The 14,679-nt window shown below is 46.6% G+C and carries 25 protein-coding genes; 1 reads left to right on the forward strand and 24 read right to left on the reverse strand.

Annotated features, from left to right (window positions below):
- Positions 1-77: 77 nt before the first annotated feature.
- From V4U88_RS09860 to V4U88_RS09970, 23 genes are all read right to left on the reverse strand, one after another.
- Positions 78-485 carry a hypothetical protein gene (locus V4U88_RS09860; RefSeq protein ID WP_334073089.1) on the reverse strand — a complete coding sequence of 136 codons (408 nt, stop codon included), beginning with the start codon at positions 483-485 and terminating at the stop codon, positions 78-80.
- A gap of 27 nt (positions 486-512) precedes the next feature.
- On the reverse strand, positions 513-1,193 hold the full coding sequence (locus V4U88_RS09865) for a hypothetical protein (RefSeq protein WP_334073090.1): 681 nt from the start codon (positions 1,191-1,193) through the stop codon (positions 513-515).
- Between the two features lie 26 nt (positions 1,194-1,219).
- The gene (locus V4U88_RS09870; RefSeq protein ID WP_334073091.1) at positions 1,220-2,182 is read right to left on the reverse strand and encodes a hypothetical protein; all 963 of its coding nucleotides are present in this window, start codon (positions 2,180-2,182) and stop codon (positions 1,220-1,222) included.
- Positions 2,183-2,213: 31 nt separating this feature from the next.
- Positions 2,214-3,008, reverse strand: a complete 795-nt coding sequence (locus tag V4U88_RS09875) for a hypothetical protein (protein WP_334073092.1) — start codon at positions 3,006-3,008, stop codon at positions 2,214-2,216.
- 57 nt (positions 3,009-3,065) lie between these two features.
- A complete protein-coding gene (locus V4U88_RS09880; protein ID WP_334073093.1) occupies positions 3,066-3,368 on the reverse strand; it encodes a DUF5316 domain-containing protein in 303 nt (100 codons plus the stop codon).
- Between the two features lie 14 nt (positions 3,369-3,382).
- Positions 3,383-3,748, reverse strand: a complete 366-nt coding sequence (locus V4U88_RS09885; RefSeq protein WP_334073094.1) for a DUF4180 domain-containing protein — start codon at positions 3,746-3,748, stop codon at positions 3,383-3,385.
- A 71-nt stretch (positions 3,749-3,819) separates the two neighbouring features.
- Positions 3,820-4,230, reverse strand: coding sequence for an NUDIX hydrolase (locus V4U88_RS09890; protein ID WP_334073095.1), 411 nt, complete (start codon positions 4,228-4,230; stop codon positions 3,820-3,822).
- Between the two features lie 68 nt (positions 4,231-4,298).
- A complete protein-coding gene (locus tag V4U88_RS09895) occupies positions 4,299-4,991 on the reverse strand; it encodes a metallophosphoesterase family protein (RefSeq protein WP_334073096.1) in 693 nt (230 codons plus the stop codon).
- 4 nt (positions 4,992-4,995) lie between these two features.
- The gene (locus V4U88_RS09900) at positions 4,996-5,535 is read right to left on the reverse strand and encodes a SecY-interacting protein Syd (RefSeq protein ID WP_334073097.1); all 540 of its coding nucleotides are present in this window, start codon (positions 5,533-5,535) and stop codon (positions 4,996-4,998) included.
- A gap of 49 nt (positions 5,536-5,584) precedes the next feature.
- Positions 5,585-6,031 (reverse strand): hypothetical protein, encoded by a 447-nt coding sequence (locus tag V4U88_RS09905; RefSeq protein ID WP_334073098.1) that lies wholly within the window; start codon positions 6,029-6,031, stop codon positions 5,585-5,587.
- A 12-nt stretch (positions 6,032-6,043) separates the two neighbouring features.
- The gene (locus tag V4U88_RS09910; RefSeq protein ID WP_334073099.1) at positions 6,044-6,370 is read right to left on the reverse strand and encodes a hypothetical protein; all 327 of its coding nucleotides are present in this window, start codon (positions 6,368-6,370) and stop codon (positions 6,044-6,046) included.
- A complete protein-coding gene (locus V4U88_RS09915; RefSeq protein ID WP_334073100.1) occupies positions 6,351-6,755 on the reverse strand; it encodes a hypothetical protein in 405 nt (134 codons plus the stop codon). Before V4U88_RS09915 ends, V4U88_RS09910 begins: the two co-directional genes overlap by 20 nt.
- An 88-nt stretch (positions 6,756-6,843) precedes the next feature.
- A complete protein-coding gene (locus V4U88_RS09920) occupies positions 6,844-7,473 on the reverse strand; it encodes a class I SAM-dependent methyltransferase (RefSeq protein ID WP_334073101.1) in 630 nt (209 codons plus the stop codon).
- A gap of 16 nt (positions 7,474-7,489) precedes the next feature.
- Positions 7,490-7,792, reverse strand: a complete 303-nt coding sequence (locus V4U88_RS09925; RefSeq protein WP_334073102.1) for a hypothetical protein — start codon at positions 7,790-7,792, stop codon at positions 7,490-7,492.
- Positions 7,789-8,292 carry a hypothetical protein gene (locus V4U88_RS09930; RefSeq protein ID WP_334073103.1) on the reverse strand — a complete coding sequence of 168 codons (504 nt, stop codon included), beginning with the start codon at positions 8,290-8,292 and terminating at the stop codon, positions 7,789-7,791. Before V4U88_RS09930 ends, V4U88_RS09925 begins: the two co-directional genes overlap by 4 nt.
- 155 nt (positions 8,293-8,447) lie before the next feature.
- Positions 8,448-8,969, reverse strand: a complete 522-nt coding sequence (locus V4U88_RS09935) for a hypothetical protein (protein ID WP_334073104.1) — start codon at positions 8,967-8,969, stop codon at positions 8,448-8,450.
- Positions 8,969-9,433, reverse strand: coding sequence for a DUF2262 domain-containing protein (locus V4U88_RS09940; RefSeq protein WP_334073105.1), 465 nt, complete (start codon positions 9,431-9,433; stop codon positions 8,969-8,971). Before V4U88_RS09940 ends, V4U88_RS09935 begins: the two co-directional genes overlap by 1 nt.
- Before the next feature lie 28 nt (positions 9,434-9,461).
- Positions 9,462-10,157, reverse strand: a complete 696-nt coding sequence (locus V4U88_RS09945) for a HEAT repeat domain-containing protein (protein ID WP_334073106.1) — start codon at positions 10,155-10,157, stop codon at positions 9,462-9,464.
- 22 nt (positions 10,158-10,179) lie between these two features.
- The gene (locus V4U88_RS09950; protein ID WP_334073107.1) at positions 10,180-10,713 is read right to left on the reverse strand and encodes a GNAT family N-acetyltransferase; all 534 of its coding nucleotides are present in this window, start codon (positions 10,711-10,713) and stop codon (positions 10,180-10,182) included.
- A gap of 4 nt (positions 10,714-10,717) precedes the next feature.
- Positions 10,718-11,485: an HAD-IA family hydrolase gene (locus tag V4U88_RS09955; protein ID WP_334073108.1), complete on the reverse strand. Its 768-nt coding sequence runs from the start codon at positions 11,483-11,485 to the stop codon at positions 10,718-10,720.
- A 17-nt stretch (positions 11,486-11,502) separates the two neighbouring features.
- Positions 11,503-11,970 (reverse strand): hypothetical protein, encoded by a 468-nt coding sequence (locus V4U88_RS09960; RefSeq protein WP_334073109.1) that lies wholly within the window; start codon positions 11,968-11,970, stop codon positions 11,503-11,505.
- A 304-nt stretch (positions 11,971-12,274) separates the two neighbouring features.
- Entirely contained in the window at positions 12,275-12,919 is a 645-nt protein-coding gene (locus V4U88_RS09965) for an HAD family hydrolase (RefSeq protein WP_334073375.1), read from the reverse strand.
- 35 nt (positions 12,920-12,954) lie between these two features.
- Positions 12,955-13,518 (reverse strand): O-acetyl-ADP-ribose deacetylase, encoded by a 564-nt coding sequence (locus V4U88_RS09970; RefSeq protein ID WP_334073110.1) that lies wholly within the window; start codon positions 13,516-13,518, stop codon positions 12,955-12,957.
- 134 nt (positions 13,519-13,652) lie between these two features.
- Between V4U88_RS09970 and V4U88_RS09975 the strand changes: the two genes are divergently transcribed.
- Positions 13,653-14,045 carry a hypothetical protein gene (locus V4U88_RS09975; RefSeq protein WP_334073111.1) on the forward strand — a complete coding sequence of 131 codons (393 nt, stop codon included), beginning with the start codon at positions 13,653-13,655 and terminating at the stop codon, positions 14,043-14,045.
- A gap of 55 nt (positions 14,046-14,100) precedes the next feature.
- Here V4U88_RS09975 and V4U88_RS09980 read toward each other — a convergent pair whose 3' ends face one another.
- Positions 14,101-14,496 (reverse strand): DUF6508 domain-containing protein, encoded by a 396-nt coding sequence (locus V4U88_RS09980; protein WP_334073112.1) that lies wholly within the window; start codon positions 14,494-14,496, stop codon positions 14,101-14,103.
- Positions 14,497-14,679: the final 183 nt, after the last annotated feature.

The raw sequence follows: 14,679 nt of genomic DNA on the forward strand, positions 1-14,679 counted from the left end.
ACTTATGAACGGAACGGCCGGGGCGGGAAATCCGCCCCCACCCCGGCCTGTTTATCTCAGCTTATTGTACGCTCTGGTTATATCCGCTCTTCGTCGTCACGGTACTCTTTTAACTCGACAAACTCAAATCCCGATGCTTGCAAGAAGTCCTGCAAATAGGCCTCCTGCTTGTCCAAAGGGACGTGATAGGGGCCCGAAACCTCCTTTAAGTTTGCGAACAGCACCCAGCCTACGTCCGGATGGGAAAACTTGCTTTTTCCCTCCACATCCCGATTCGGATAAATTTCGACATAAACCTGCATCTCTTTGTTCAAATTCCAGTAGAAATGCCGATAGACATATGGAAGCCTGGCTTCCAGCATTCCTTTATTTTTTGACTTGGAGAACGTCCGGTTCAAAGGCTCCAGAAACCCCAAGAGCGCGTTGATCAGTTTCTTCTCGTCTTTGGCCTCGCACAAAAAGCCGTATTCCAGCATTCTTCCCATTTTCCTTATCTCCTCGGTACGCACCATTTATTTCGATTTGTACTCCACCAGCTTCATTTCCACGTAATTCCAGGCGTCCTCCAGACTGCGGAACACCCAGCCCGTTTCTTCGATGCCTTTGGGACTATACAGCCCCTGCAGCAAAGTTCTTATGCCTTCCTCGCATCTTTCGCTGACGACCATGGCTTTGGGGAAAGGGCGGTTGGCATACTTATCCACCCCCAGATCAAAGACATAATCCAACATATCTCCCCACTCATATTCAAGATGACTCAAATCCAGGATAAGCGCGTCCGGATCCCAAGCCTCCAACGCTGCTTCCCCCATGGCCCGCATATAGTTGGCGTCACTATTACCGCCCGAACCGAACCCGTAGCTGCCGATAAATTTCAGAATCATCACTTCACGGTATTCCACGGCCGCCGACTTGCCGATATGTATTTCATAATCGATTTGACTTAAATCTTCCAGCCTTACTCGGGTTGTTTCTAGATTCATCGATCTTTTCTCCTCTCCGCTTGTTAACAGCATTACAGCTTTGTCCAGGTCGCTCGGGTGTACCCGATTTTCATCCCTGCCCGCTCCAAAACGTTTCACTTCAACCCCCTCGGGATTTCCTTCTCGAGCTCGAATCGCCTCCAGACCATCCGACATACAATCCGTTTCGGATTGCTCCAGCATATCCGCTAACGCCTGGCTTATGATCACTGTGAGGGCTCCTCTTTTTCGGATGCTTAAGTTCGGCGGCTAAACGTCATGATTCCCTTTTTCGTAATCACATGTCCCTCCGGTAAACACGTGGTGCCGGGGTGGTTTTTGCAGCGCTCATAAAGTTCTTTCAGATCGTTTTGAAAATCGCCCCGCGGCTTTTTGGGTTCGGGAATCCCCCAATTTTCCATACATTCGAGAATCAGGCTCTGCGTTTCGGGATAGCGAGAGGCTGTATCCAGGAGGCACCCCACCGCCCCTAGTCTTGTATCCTCGTCTATCTTTTTCTTCATCTTCGCCACACAGCTTGTGACAAGATGCCAAAGCCAAATGTGGCAGGTTTTATCGCTCCCCGGAATCGGAGAATCGAAAAATCCCTGGCGGACGGCCGCCCAGAGGGCTAATATACTATTTTGCGCCAAGATAGGCGTCTCATAATTGTGAAGCGACGTTAACAGCGAATTCAGGCGACCGGAAATATCGATTCCCCGTTCGGCTAATGCCCACCATATATGACATATTAATTCTTGGGTCAACGGATCTCTGATGTAAAAGTCGGTAAGCAGCAGTTCAACGGCCTCCCGCGTCAATGGAACTTCCGACATAAGCAAATGGTCCATTAGGGCAGCCGCCCGATATTGAACATATTCTTCCGCCTTCGACTTGTCGGAAGCCCTTTTGTCGATATATAAAAGCCTTGCCACCGGGGTTACATAGGGCTCGGTGGTTTCCGCTCCGCTTAGGGTTTCGTGTGCCAGCTCCATCAAATCCGCGGTGAGATCCGGGTCCTCCAAGGCCGTAAAAAATCCCTTCTCCCCCTGCTCACTGCCCGCGCAGGAAAGACGGTTTGCAATCCAGGCGGCAGCTTCCGACGCCGTGCCGGAGGAACAAATCTCGTCGATCAATTCCCCTTTTATCGCCTCTCTCATGCCTCGGTCCGTTTCAGCAAATCGCTCCAGCTTTTCAAGTAATGTTAGATCCCTTGTCATCGTCCGGTCGTTCTCCTCCAGTTACTGAATTTTAGACCCAAATCACCGGGTTTCCCGTCTGAATCGAAGCTTCAAACAGCTTTCTTAATACTCGAATTGCCCGCACATCCGAACTTGTCAGCCCCCGGTTCACAACCTGGAAAGATGCGGGATAATACAGTTCCTCGACCCCCCAGATTTTCTTGGAGATCGGAGACGTTGTTTCGCAGGTGCTTCCGGTATCCGAATCACTAAACCGCGCATTGAACCGCTGCCAACCGCTTCGGTTTGTCTCCACAGCTTCTTGGGTAAAAGCCCTGGACTGGAACAATACCCGCCCTTCCCTATTCTGCACACAAAATCCTTCCGGGTTAAGCCGGTAAGTGATTTCGTTACCCGCTGAGTAAAACCACCTGTCCTCGCCTACGAGCGTCATCTGATATTCCTCCATGGACCCCGATTCCAGCAGGAAAATGCCTTCCACCTCCCCCATCCTGCGCTCAAGCTGCTCGAGCTCGGTGAGAGCCTTATGCGATTCCTCGGGGGTAAAAGGCGAGCCCCAGATGCGGCGCAAAAGCGGAAACCGCTCTTCCCCCAACCGCTCCAGCACGCCATAGTAGACGTTCATTCCAGACGTATTCCCTACACGGTCCGAGTAAATTTGCATATCCTCATGGGGACAAGCATGTTCCTTCCATTCATGATAAAGATAAAAGATTTCGTCTTCCACCGTGTCCGGCATTTCTATCCCGTCATCCGTCCACTCCAACAGACTTAAATCAAAGGGGGCCGGCTTTACCCTGCCCTCTTTGAGACAATTGCAGTTCACAAAAGCATCCAATCCCATGTTCGGCCCGCTCCCCTTACCCTATATCTTCGCACCTAATCGTTTATTCCCTCCAGGTTATCCGGTCAATAAGTACGTAACAAGCGCAATGATGAGAAACGGGATCCCAAACAGAAACAACACCTTCGCCGCCTTGTTTCTGAACGCCCTGTCCTCGGGAGTCTCAATGCTTTCATTGGCTCTGGAACGGTCCCCGTTGATGTAGGACCCGGTAAAAATCCCGGCCACCAGCCAGGCACCAATACCGATTCCACCCGTTACTTTTAAAGACATGCTCCAGGAGTCCAGTATCCCGAATCCCAGTGCGATAAGGAAACCAGAGGTAGTTGCGAGAAGCAAAGTGATTCTCACGTTTCTCACGTTTTCCCCTCCCCTTAGAGATAGCTCAATTTTTCTACCGCCTCATGCTCGCTGGTCAGGAAAAAGATGTCTTTACCGTGGTTGCACTCGTAGATAAAATCGCGAAGACTCTTGCTGGAGTAAGCGGAAAAGTCACCCACGATGGCAATTTTCGTTTGATAGTTAATAAACTTTTGCAAAATCTCCCCGGCCAGTTTCGTTTTCAAATCAAAGAAAGTTTCCGTAATCGCCGTTTTATGAAGTACGATCCGATGGCACCCGGTTTCATAATGGACGGTCGCTATGAAGTCCAAAGCCGATTGAACATCCGTAATCAGTTCTTCATTGCTGTGAATTAGGGCTATATCCGCCCCGTTGTTTTGAACCGTCTTAAAATTCATCCTAAATCCCCCATTTACGTATCATTTAGAAAAAAAACCTCACACCGAGGTCTTTTCAAGGACCTCTTGAATCAAGGACTTTTGGGAATCCGGTAACCTGCCGGCCAGGAGCCGACCCCGCAATAAAGAATGTCCGAGATCTCCGCACAGGGTCTGAACGTCCCGCTTCGTACTTTTCCGCGAAAAATCAATTCCACTCGGTCGGGATCTTTTTGATAGACCGCACGGTAAATCCCCGTAATCTCTACCGAAAGCCCGGTTTCTTCCTCGATTTCACGCTTGAGTCCTTTCTCCGGGGCCTCCAGCTCCATCCAGCCTCCCGGGATGCCCCAAGGCTCTTCACGATAAACATGGTTTAACAACAGAACCTGGCCCGACTCATTCGTGATGACCCCCAGAACCGCAACAAGAAACTTATCCTGGGCTTTATAGACGATCCAGTTTTTTAGTCCTTTAAAGGGCATAGCTCTGTATAAACGCACCAGTAAGTCGCTGGGGAGCCGCCTCATTAATCTTTTTATCATCGCCCGCACCAACTTCGCTTAAATGGCTATTGCCAATTTATTTTTTCAACGTCGTGATAGATCAGCCTTAAATTTTGCGGCAGCGGCAGATCGTGGTGAAAATGACCGAAAAACCAAGACCGGTAGGTCAAACGCTGCTGAATATGTTCCAAGTAATCGCTTAACTCGTCCGCTTCGACAGGGGTGCCCAGCGCCTCTTTCAACGATGTTACGGTGGATGTGGGACAAGTGTGCGTAATCACGAGATCGACTTCCCAATGATGCCTCGCCAAATTGTCCAATCCCTCCTGGTACTCCTCCTGTGTCGGCATTTCTCCCCGCCACCAGTTGACGTTTTCTTTTCTGTACGCTTTATCATGGGACTGGGCTCCGCCAAAAGTAAACACCTTTAGCCCGTGGATCGAAAAGACCTGGCCCCTCATCAAATGAAGAATGCTGTCGTTAATTTTATGGATCTTCCCGCCGTTCCATTGCTCTACAGGATAGGAGTTTAACAAATCGAAGTTCTCATGGTTTCCGTCGATAAATAACGTGGTGAAGTTCTTGCGCGCCAACCATTTTCTCCAATACAGCTCATCTTGCTGATGATTCCACACAAGCCCAAAGTCGCCCGCAACGATCACATAATCTTCTTTGGTCAGGTGCTTATTGGCGGGAAAGCGTTTGGAATTCAGTTTACTGATGTCCTCATAGCCATGCAGATCCCCTGTAACAAACATACCGTTATGACCTCTGTTGATAACTGCCGGTTAAGGCAACGATCAAATCGGCTAACGTAGACATGAAAATGCCGTTGGGGTCCTGCTCCAGATTGCCGAAGCTCCCGTAATCCGTATCGATCCATTCGACAGCACCCGTTTCATTGTTAAAGACCAACAGGATCTGGCCGATATTCGCAAAGATTTCCCCGACCCAAAACCGCTGGCCGAAGTCATATCCGCCGGTCCAGACTTGATAAGCTCGCATGATCTGTTCTTTCAAATCTTTGCCTCTTTCCGGACCGTGTAGCGTGACGGGGAGTTTGAACTCCTGATTAAATTCAAACCAATGCCCCCATTTCTCCGTGGCTGGGACCTGGGATGAAGCCAGGATTCCTTCAATTTCATCAAAATAATAGCTTCCGAAATAAGCCTGCAAATCAGGGTGAAGCTTAAATCCCAATTCCTGCTCGATCATTGAGAAGTCGTGGAAATCGGTGTTTTCCACTAGTGAGTTAGGAGCATTAGTTTTAAAATAGTCGTAAATCATATCTTTGAGGTTCATCGTTTCTTCTCCTATTGCGATAGATTAGGCTGTGGCTATATATGTCCTGCTATTTTTTGACCTCACCCGTCAGCTCAATATTCAATCCCTCATCTAAACCTTCAGGTATGAATGGAACCCATAGCTTTTCAAATCCCGTTTTGTCATTCACCAGGGTGTAGTAAGCCATCAATATGCCTTTAACGGCATTTTCGCGAACCGGTTCGCATACCAGCATTTCAACGATGCTTACTTCTCTTTCATTCTCAGCATGTTCCAGAGCAACATGAAAATCAAAAAAAGGGATGGAACTCTTGCTTCCGGCCCGACATATGATCGGAAAGCGCTGCTTGGCAAAATCGTGAACGACAGCCTCAGCTTCTTCCTGCGTGAACGTCTTGGGGACAGCATCCAGGTTACTTATTCCACGACGAATTATCGGTGCATAGGGAAAGTTGATGAGGTGATCTTTAAACTCCTGAATTAACGCACCTCTTAGAAAACCGGGACCGATCATTTACAAAGCCTCCTATTCCTCATTCAGCCATTCCTCCCATATAGGGCTTAGAAGCTTATTTTTCTTCAAATACGCTTGAAGTTGGGACAGATAGGTTTGACATATGAGGATGTATTCGGTTCGTTCAAAATTCCTTGCTTGCATTTCCCTTCTTGCCCTCCGAATAAATAAGGCTGCCTCATCATAGGAACCACTGAGCAGCAGTGCGATGGTATGATTGATATAAGAAATTAATGGATAGTATATCGAGTTGCGTCTTAACCCGGTCTCGGGGAGCGTCTCCTTGGTATTTAAACGTTCGATGAGCTCCCATAGTTCGCTATTTAACGTCGGCTTCAATATTGCCCCCTCCAAAAAAAAGGAATTCCGTATCAAATCCCATCTGATCCAAAATATCCAGCCCATTGGGATATTCAATACTTGTTTCTCCGGTCCATCCGTGATCCAGCGCGTATATAATTAACTCCTTGATCCGTTTAGGGTGGTGCAAATTAAAACGCTCCGTGTTGTTCGTTTTTTTGTTTCTAAGGTCCACTCCTGTTAGAAGCGGACTACCTGCTATGGGATGATCCCATGTGGAAAATTTGAAGATGCAGGTAAATTGCTTATCTTCCTTCGAGGAGATATTTAGTCTGACTAAACTCTCTCCGTTAGAATACTTGGAGGTCAGCACATAGACGTATTCTTTTTCACGTACAATGATTTCTCTCGTCTTTTTCTTCATTCCATAGTCCTCGAATCATTCAGTTCTTCTCCAAACCATGCTTGCAAATAGAAGCGTAGGTTTATCCCTAAGGTTCATCATGATTCACCTATTGTATTTTCCGGCCAACGATGTATCTCAAATTATATTCCTTTGTGCTGTGATCGTTATAATTCAAAATCTCCTTACAGGATCCTGTTTCCAAAATTTGAAGTTGACTGAAATGTTGCAGCAAATCCTTCTCACTAAAAAAATGAGCATATTTCCCTTCTATGTATTCGTATGTTCCCTCTTCGATCTTCGGTCCTACGCCGTAATTCTTGTCTTGGTCCGAAAAACAGGTGAAGTACACGAGGCCGGATGGATTAAGATGATGCAAGCAATTCTCGATCAATTGCTTTCGTTCCTTCGCTAAAAATAAATGCAATACATCGAAGCAATAGACCGCATCGTATGTTTTATTCGGTAAGATGGGTTCCAGGCAAGAACCCTGAATAAATCGGCTGTCCGGGTCCCATTCTTCCGCTATGGCCAAAGCCTCGGTCGATATTTCGAGCCCTTCAACATCAAAAATGGACGAAAACGCCTTGGTATTCCTACCATAACCCGAACCGGGGACGAGTACAGATTGCACATGATGCTCCCTAAAGATCTCAAGTGCGTGATAAGCCGTCCTGCTGGGGGATTTGCCCCAAATCATTCCTTCACTGCTAAATCTTTGCTCCCAATAGTCTCCCAATGTCCGTTCCTCCTTTTTAAGAAAGCTGCCCTCTGCTAGCGGTATCTTCGATGTAAGCTTCTATGTATCGCAATAATTCTTCCTTACTATTGCAATCAAACCACTCACTCTTTCTATTCAACATGTATAAGGTCTCAAGGCCGTGGTAATTCAATAACATTTCCCATCCTTCTTTGTAAATGACGGCCTCCATGATCTGACAGTAATCGAACAGGATTTCAACCGTTTCCGGTTGGAGCAAATCGGTATACCTGTAGCTCGTTCCATGCGGCAGGGGATAGATGCGAAACGCCAATTCCTTTTTTTCCTGAGAATTCATTCTTTAGCCTCTCTGCTTTTATAACTTTGAATGGCCGTTATATATTGATCTCTATCATATTGAAAATTCAGTTCATGTGAACAACACATTCCCCTGACTTCTTCCAGTTTATCTACCAAAGCTTGGGCAAATGCGCTCATTTCGTCATTCGGGAACACAAATCGCTGCTGACCGGGGACGGATTTATCCATAAACGGCGTTTGTTCCGTTATCCAGATCACCGAATGGTCCTCATGATAGACATCCACATAGTAACAGCCACACCCGAATATGCCGCAAGTGCAGGTAAACATCGGGTATTTCCCCGGCGCCAACAGCGATTGAAAAAACACATCCACTACAAACACTTCGTCCTCATCGAATTTGTGACCATTCACGTAAAGGTCGAGTCTGTATTTCAGCACTGGCAATAGCGCTCGTTTATGTTTGGCAACATTCCTGTACTCTTTCCTGACCTCCGCCTCAATTTGAACCGAGATCGTATCGCGCTCTAACTTCATATTTTGTAATCCCCAAAATCATCGATGTAGTACCCTTCCGACTCCCAACCAAACTCCCGATCCGCATAACGATGTGCCATAAACGCCGTGAAATCCATGCCCATGAAACTGCCTCCGAACTATGATAGACGTGTTGTTGAAATCTACCTCGAAAGTTAATTGCATATGATGCATCCAAACAGGGACAAGTAAACTCCATGTTTCTCGCACTTCGGATAGCCGTAAGGAATCGTGGGACACGGGTCCCCTTCTTCAATCTCCGTCCATTCCAGATAATTCTCCAGAATCACGCTTCTTCTCTCAAATGCCTGGATCATGAATCCAAATTGCCGTAAGCAATTCAGGACTATATCTTTATTTGGCTCATAATCGAGCCGTTCCCATCCCAGTCCCTCTATGGCGGCATCAATCGTACGGAGCATAAAGGCTTTCTCCGCTTCAAAAGAGTCCAACGTCCAGGGCATCTCATCGAGGTCGAAACCCACCGTCCCGATCCCGACGGCAGCCTGGTCTCTTTGCGCCAGCCAAATAATCAACTCTTTGTCCCGATCCGTTGCGGCCAGAATGGACCCGCTTAGAACAATGACTTCCAACAAAACGGAGGTCAATCCGTTAGACATATGTAATGTTTCAATGGCATAGGCCGGGTCATCCGGCAATCCAATGTAATTCCCCATTATACATCCGCCTTTATGAAATTGTAGTCAAAATCAAAGTGTGCATGTATCCGGTGGCCGCCAAACATTTCACCATCATCATACTCTAAATATATCTCGTCCGTCCGAATGTCGATATGCAGAAGGGAGATGGAAGCCGCAAACGCCTCCTTGCTTACCGCATACTCTCCGGCATCCACAGCATCCCAATCCAGATCCTCATCATCTTCGTCATATTCCGGCCAGAAGTCATTTTTATAGTCTATTAACTCTTCCGCGATGGCCGCTTTGGCTTTGGGTTCAAAAACCGCCAAGTCCTTATGCAGCTGTTCTGCTTTTTGAATCAAATCCCGAACTTCATGGTCATCTTCATTTGATGGTTGCAATGCCCAATATATTTTTCCGTCATCGAGTTCATAGGATTGAAAATCCTCTTGATAGTGAAAAATGTCAAAAGATGCTTGTATCGATCCTTTTTCTTTCATGATTTTCCCTCCTTCCGCCCCCGGCTGCTCAACCTATCCGAGCAAGCGCACGCTTAGCGGCTGAGCGGGCATTAGGCAGTCCGTGCTCCGCGATCTCCCGCAACTTTTCTCTGACCGGTGCATATTGGTGATATCCCAAAATATCACAGGCCCGTTCTTGAACAAACATATCGTCTTCATCCAAAAACTGCACCAGAGAATCCAAATGGTCATAGGGGGTTAGCGCCAAGACACTGTAGATATACTGGCATCTCACTTCGTCTTCCAAATCGGGGTTTTGCAAAATGTAATGGATCTGCTCGATACTTTCAAGATCCGCGGCGATCCACTCGCTATTTTCGGGATGTGCATTCGGATAATCTCGTTCCAAGTCATCCCATTCGCTCTGCGGATTCGGCTCCAATGCGGCAATAAATGTACCGACATTTCTATAACCTGGGGAAAGATCGGTCTCTTCATGATTCATGTAACATACTCGGTAACTTAGCGGGCCTCGATAATACATGCAGACGTAGTTGGAATTGTCATCGGTCCAGATGGGAAGCAAGTCTTGAAACCCGTCCAGATCGGACATAAATTCAAGCATCTCCACGATCTCTTCATGACTCAACATCCGCAAGAAAAAATCCACCTCTTCCTGGAGACGGAAGTGTCTGTTCAATGGCTCCAGGGTCTCATCAGGCAATTTGATATTTAAAGATTTAATGATATCTTTGAAAAACATGTTCTCCAACTCCTAGTTGATTTTAGTCAAGCTCCACCGTATATTTCTTTCTATATTCTTTATCCAGGATGGAATAAAAATATTGATCATGCCACTGTCCATCCAGAAGCAATTCTTCCTGGAAAATCCCTTCCCTTCTCATGCCCGCGCGTTCCATAAGTTTAATGGATTTGAGGTTACGACAATGGCACATGCCGACAACTTTATGAGCTTGCAATTGCCTGAATGCAAAATCCAGTAGAAGTTTTGTCGCTTCCGCTCCGTACCCCTGCCCCTGGTAGGAAGGAAGGATAGCAAAACCGAGCTCCCAACTGTTTCGATGATCGACGTAACTCCAGATCTGCGCCAAACCGATTCGCACATGCTTTCCATCTATATCCGCTGTAACAACAAAGTCATAACCGGTCTCCGAGTCCATTTTTTCCAAATAATCCGCTCTGACGGTTGCGCGATCCGATTCCACATATTCTTCGTAAACCCATATTTCCTTGTTGCATTCCAGTTCGCTAATGAAATCAAGATCATCCACGGTAACCCGTGAAAGATTTACGTTCATTCCATTAAGTATCATTGTGGTCAAGTCCCCCTTGTTCCCTATTCAAGATTTCAAGAACTTCGTGGATATCCCGTACGACAGGATAAGCCGTGTTTAAGTTTACAGTTTGGCGGTACTGTTCAAGATCTCTGCATAGCACAATTCCGGCAATCCCCAGCTTGGCGGCGCCGTCGCAATTTCGCACGTTATCATCCACAAATACGACTTCTTCCGGCGATAGTCTCAGCTCTTCCAAAGCGGTCCGGTACATTTGTTCATGAGGCTTGCTCACTCCGATAAGGGAAGATATAACAAACGACGAGAAGTAACTTCTCAGCCCCGCGTGTTTAAACACACTTTCCAATGATGGCCAGGCATCGGAGACAACGGCAAGTTGATACGTCTTGCTCAGTTCAGGCAACACTTCGATCACGTCGCTGTAGAACCTGTATTTTTCATAGTTGTATACTAAATCGTGTGTTATGGAAGCGAGCGAATCAGGAGCTAACCCCATTTCGGGCAGCTCATTTGCAAATAATCGATAGAATTCCGCGAAATGTGTATATTCTTCTTCCTCCGTAGTAATCCAATTTTGCTCCGACAGATAAGCATGTGCGATCTGAAACGCTTTATATAAAGTGATCTGGTCGATGGCTCTGAACTTCTCCGGGTCCACGAACGAAAAGAAATTGGGCGGCATAAACCATTGCCCTGTAACAGGTTCATTTAACACCCTGCCCGAATCGAAAAGAATTGCTTTGATATTTCCCCGCTTAAATTTTACCTTTTCCATACACGGCAACCCCTCAGTCACATGTCCTCGATACTAAATTCCCTAAGCGTAACCAATGGTTTGACGCCTCTGTTCCCTTTTTTCGTTACAGTGCGTCCTTGGTCATTCGTTCTTTTCTGAATATAGTCGCCGGTTAGCAAATTGTAGTCGTCTTCTTCCACGCTTTCCATCGGCGTCCCATTAAAATAACTGCCTGTCGTCGCCCCGATCAAATACCAATCGTCATTCTGATACCTGAATCTGTATTTTTGATACCATCGCCAATTACTTCCGCCGTAGTGGCTCACAACGACAGACCCCCGGTTAATCTCCAAGCTTTCAAAAGGATCGCCCCATACACCGCCTTCATCGGCTTTCAATAGAACTTTATCCGCAATAATGGATAGCCGGTAACCCCGTTCTTTGTCTCCAAAGGCAATCAAAAGGGAACGCGGAGGCGCGGTATCCTCACTTGAGATACCTTCAATCACGGCCGCGACATCCATGATCCCGTCCTTGTTTAAATCGCCTTCGGCTATAACGGGCTCATCATCCGCTAAAAGGTTGTGCCAACCTGGGGGGATCAACGAAGTCCAATCGCCCTTAAGGTCGATTTCGTCCTTGGTTCTAGAAGCCTCCGGCTGAGGAGATCCCTTCGAATTTTGATTTTCCTGTGGAAGATTCGAATTTCCCCCGCACCCGGACAGTAAGCTTGAAAGTAAAACCGTCCCGCATAAGATTCGTATCATAGCCTTTTTCACATGTCTGCTCCCTATCTGCTTCTATATCTTTTTTTACGAAGAGTACCCGTTACAACAATGTATCCAGATCTCTAAGTGAATGAATGACAAAATCAGGCTTCACTTCGTGCCCCCAGGATCTCCTCTCCCGATTCAACCAGCAACTCACGATACCTTCCCGCTTGGCTCCAACAACATCGGATATGGAATCTCCGATATGGATCACTTGACTGGGATTTACATGATAGGTAAGAGGCAATTGTTTAAACATCGCATTGTGGTCATCATTTTTATAGGATTGATACTGCTCGGAAGTGAATATGCGCAGCCTATAGTCCAAGTAAAACTTGGGCAGCATCGCCTCATCCGTATCACTAACGATACAAACCTTATATTTATTTACAACCCCTTCCAAAAACCCCGCTGTATCTTCGTACAATTCCGAATGGGTGTGTTCGCTGATCAAGATCCTGGTAGCCTCTAGCGGATCGTAAGTCATGCCCTTTTCCCTAAACAAACTTTCAAAACACCGTTTATAAATGTCTTGGGTAAGATGAAATGGTTTCGTCGACCTGAGATCGCTGGAATGATCCCAAAAAAGCTCCAGTAACCGTTCTCCGCATTGTTCAGCCAGGTCAGATGTAAAGAACCCGTTTAGGATCGGCCTCCAAACATATTCTCTTCTGGAATTTACGTTGACTAAGGTTTGAAACATATCGAGACTTATTACTTCGAACGGTTTCAGAGGGTTCAACCTTCCTTCAAATTACTCGCGGTCTTTTTCAATTCTTGTTTATATAGTTCGTAGTTGATTTCATCAAAGCATACGAAAATAATCCTCTTTATGCTGGTTCCGCTATTTACCAAATAGGCAGCCACTTCATCAATAGCCAAAATACAGGCTTGTTCTTTCGGGTATCCGTAAATTCCCGTACTTATGTTGGGGAAGGCCATGCTTTCGACGTTCATAGAATCAGCCAGCTTTAATGAGCTTCTATAGCAGCTTTTTAATTGCTCTTCTTCCTGCTTGGCTCCGCCGTTCCAAACCGGACCCACCGTATGAATGACATAACGGCATTTCAAGTTCCCTCCGGTTGTCACCACGGCCTCGCCTACGGCACAGCCGCCCTTCTGATTGCGGATTTTCAAACACGCCTCCAGGATCGCCTTTCCTCCGGCCCGATGGATAGCACCATCCACTCCGCCCCCGCCCAGCAAACTTGTATTGGCCGCGTTGACGATCGCGTCCACTTCGCATTTCGTGATATCACCTTGAATTAATTCGACTATGGTATTTTTGATGGTAACTTGCACGAATGATTCCCCTTCCTCTTGCGAACATAGAAACTCCCGTGTCATCCCTCATTTTGGCGCGTTTCTCAACTTTTCCAAATGAAATTTGTTATAATCATAGTACCTTAAATTACCATGGGGAGAAAAGAATAAGAATGGATTGTAGAAATTATAAGTTGCTTAAGGAAGGCCGCTATCAAAGCGTCGGGATTCTGGAGAATACGTATGTATTTGAAATCAAGACAGGGGTCGCGGATGTCCCCGAGTATTACCGTATTACGAAAAAGGAATTCGACACCTATGATCAGTGGAAAGACGAGTGGATCAGCGACGAAAAGACCATCTACACCATCGTGAATCGAAAATGCTTCTGCAGTGCCTATAAAAACCACGGGGATCATCCACCACGCAACTACCATTACGCTGTGGTCCAATGTCCGGAATGCAAAGTTGAGACGGTCACCCACATCGGCAATTTGCCGTTAGGTGCCCGTTACGAGGTAACATGCCCGCAGTGCGGCACTATTTTCTCCGAAACGAAGGATTAGGCATAAGAAGCAAAAAGCCCCCCCGCTCCAAAGAAAGCCTTTCCGAGACGGGGGGTTACACTTGATCCTTTAACGCTTTGAGTCGTAACAAAATACAGGTGATATGTCCGTTCAAAACGGCCCGAATAAACAAGCCTTCATTGAACCGGTCTCCACGGATATAGCTGGTCATTAATTTTCTCAGCGTGTCCAGGTCCGCATTCCTGATGGGTTCTTCGATCGGTTGGGCCAAATCCGTGAATTCCTCGTGATCCGCCAGCCATTCATGCCAGTTAAAAACGATCAGGAAGCCGGTGCGATCCAATTCCTCTCGAAAGCATCCCACCTCCGGACTCTCCTTATAATATCCGTTGACCACTTCGTAAAACGTATTGCCGGAATTCTGAAAGTAATCAAGAAAACCGATTAAACTCTCGATCTCTTGTTTCGTAAGCTCTTTATGTTGCGACATCTGCCACTACCTCATTTCGAGACGAATTAAAATTTTGCGCAGGACGTAAAGCCTTATCCTATAAATACTATAACCCCTTCTTCGGAGAAGGCTTCCGTCAGCTTGGTCTTTAATAAATCTACTCGGGAACAAAGATGTACGCCATCCTCCTTACTTAAATTTTGTTCAGACCAATTCATGAGT

Origin of the sequence: Paenibacillus sp. A14, from assembly GCF_036864815.1 — a bacterium.
GTDB lineage: Bacteria > Bacillota > Bacilli > Paenibacillales > Paenibacillaceae > Fontibacillus > Fontibacillus sanfengchensis.

Bases quoted from the DNA above. Each gene is read 5' to 3' on its own strand.
- V4U88_RS09870 (WP_334073091.1), bottom strand. From the start codon at position 2,182: ATGACAAGGGATCTAACATTACTTGAAAAGCTGGAGCGATTTGCTGAA.
- V4U88_RS09935 (WP_334073104.1), bottom strand. From the start codon at position 8,969: ATGGGGAATTACATTGGATTGCCGGATGACCCGGCCTATGCCATTGAA.
- V4U88_RS09900 (WP_334073097.1), bottom strand. From the start codon at position 5,535: ATGAACCTCAAAGATATGATTTACGACTATTTTAAAACTAATGCTCCT.
- V4U88_RS09925 (WP_334073102.1), bottom strand. From the start codon at position 7,792: ATGAATTCTCAGGAAAAAAAGGAATTGGCGTTTCGCATCTATCCCCTG.
- V4U88_RS09860 (WP_334073089.1), bottom strand. From the start codon at position 485: ATGGGAAGAATGCTGGAATACGGCTTTTTGTGCGAGGCCAAAGACGAG.
- V4U88_RS09965 (WP_334073375.1), bottom strand. From the start codon at position 12,919: ATGTTTCAAACCTTAGTCAACGTAAATTCCAGAAGAGAATATGTTTGG.
- V4U88_RS09875 (WP_334073092.1), bottom strand. From the start codon at position 3,008: ATGGGATTGGATGCTTTTGTGAACTGCAATTGTCTCAAAGAGGGCAGG.
- V4U88_RS09975 (WP_334073111.1), top strand. From the start codon at position 13,653: ATGGATTGTAGAAATTATAAGTTGCTTAAGGAAGGCCGCTATCAAAGC.
- V4U88_RS09955 (WP_334073108.1), bottom strand. From the start codon at position 11,485: ATGGAAAAGGTAAAATTTAAGCGGGGAAATATCAAAGCAATTCTTTTC.
- V4U88_RS09960 (WP_334073109.1), bottom strand. From the start codon at position 11,970: ATGGATGTCGCGGCCGTGATTGAAGGTATCTCAAGTGAGGATACCGCG.
- V4U88_RS09980 (WP_334073112.1), bottom strand. From the start codon at position 14,496: ATGTCGCAACATAAAGAGCTTACGAAACAAGAGATCGAGAGTTTAATC.
- V4U88_RS09895 (WP_334073096.1), bottom strand. From the start codon at position 4,991: ATGTTTGTTACAGGGGATCTGCATGGCTATGAGGACATCAGTAAACTG.
- V4U88_RS09940 (WP_334073105.1), bottom strand. From the start codon at position 9,433: ATGAAAGAAAAAGGATCGATACAAGCATCTTTTGACATTTTTCACTAT.
- V4U88_RS09885 (WP_334073094.1), bottom strand. From the start codon at position 3,748: ATGAATTTTAAGACGGTTCAAAACAACGGGGCGGATATAGCCCTAATT.
- V4U88_RS09950 (WP_334073107.1), bottom strand. From the start codon at position 10,713: ATGAACGTAAATCTTTCACGGGTTACCGTGGATGATCTTGATTTCATT.
- V4U88_RS09945 (WP_334073106.1), bottom strand. From the start codon at position 10,157: ATGTTTTTCAAAGATATCATTAAATCTTTAAATATCAAATTGCCTGAT.
- V4U88_RS09905 (WP_334073098.1), bottom strand. From the start codon at position 6,031: ATGATCGGTCCCGGTTTTCTAAGAGGTGCGTTAATTCAGGAGTTTAAA.
- V4U88_RS09915 (WP_334073100.1), bottom strand. From the start codon at position 6,755: ATGAAGAAAAAGACGAGAGAAATCATTGTACGTGAAAAAGAATACGTC.
- V4U88_RS09930 (WP_334073103.1), bottom strand. From the start codon at position 8,292: ATGAAGTTAGAGCGCGATACGATCTCGGTTCAAATTGAGGCGGAGGTC.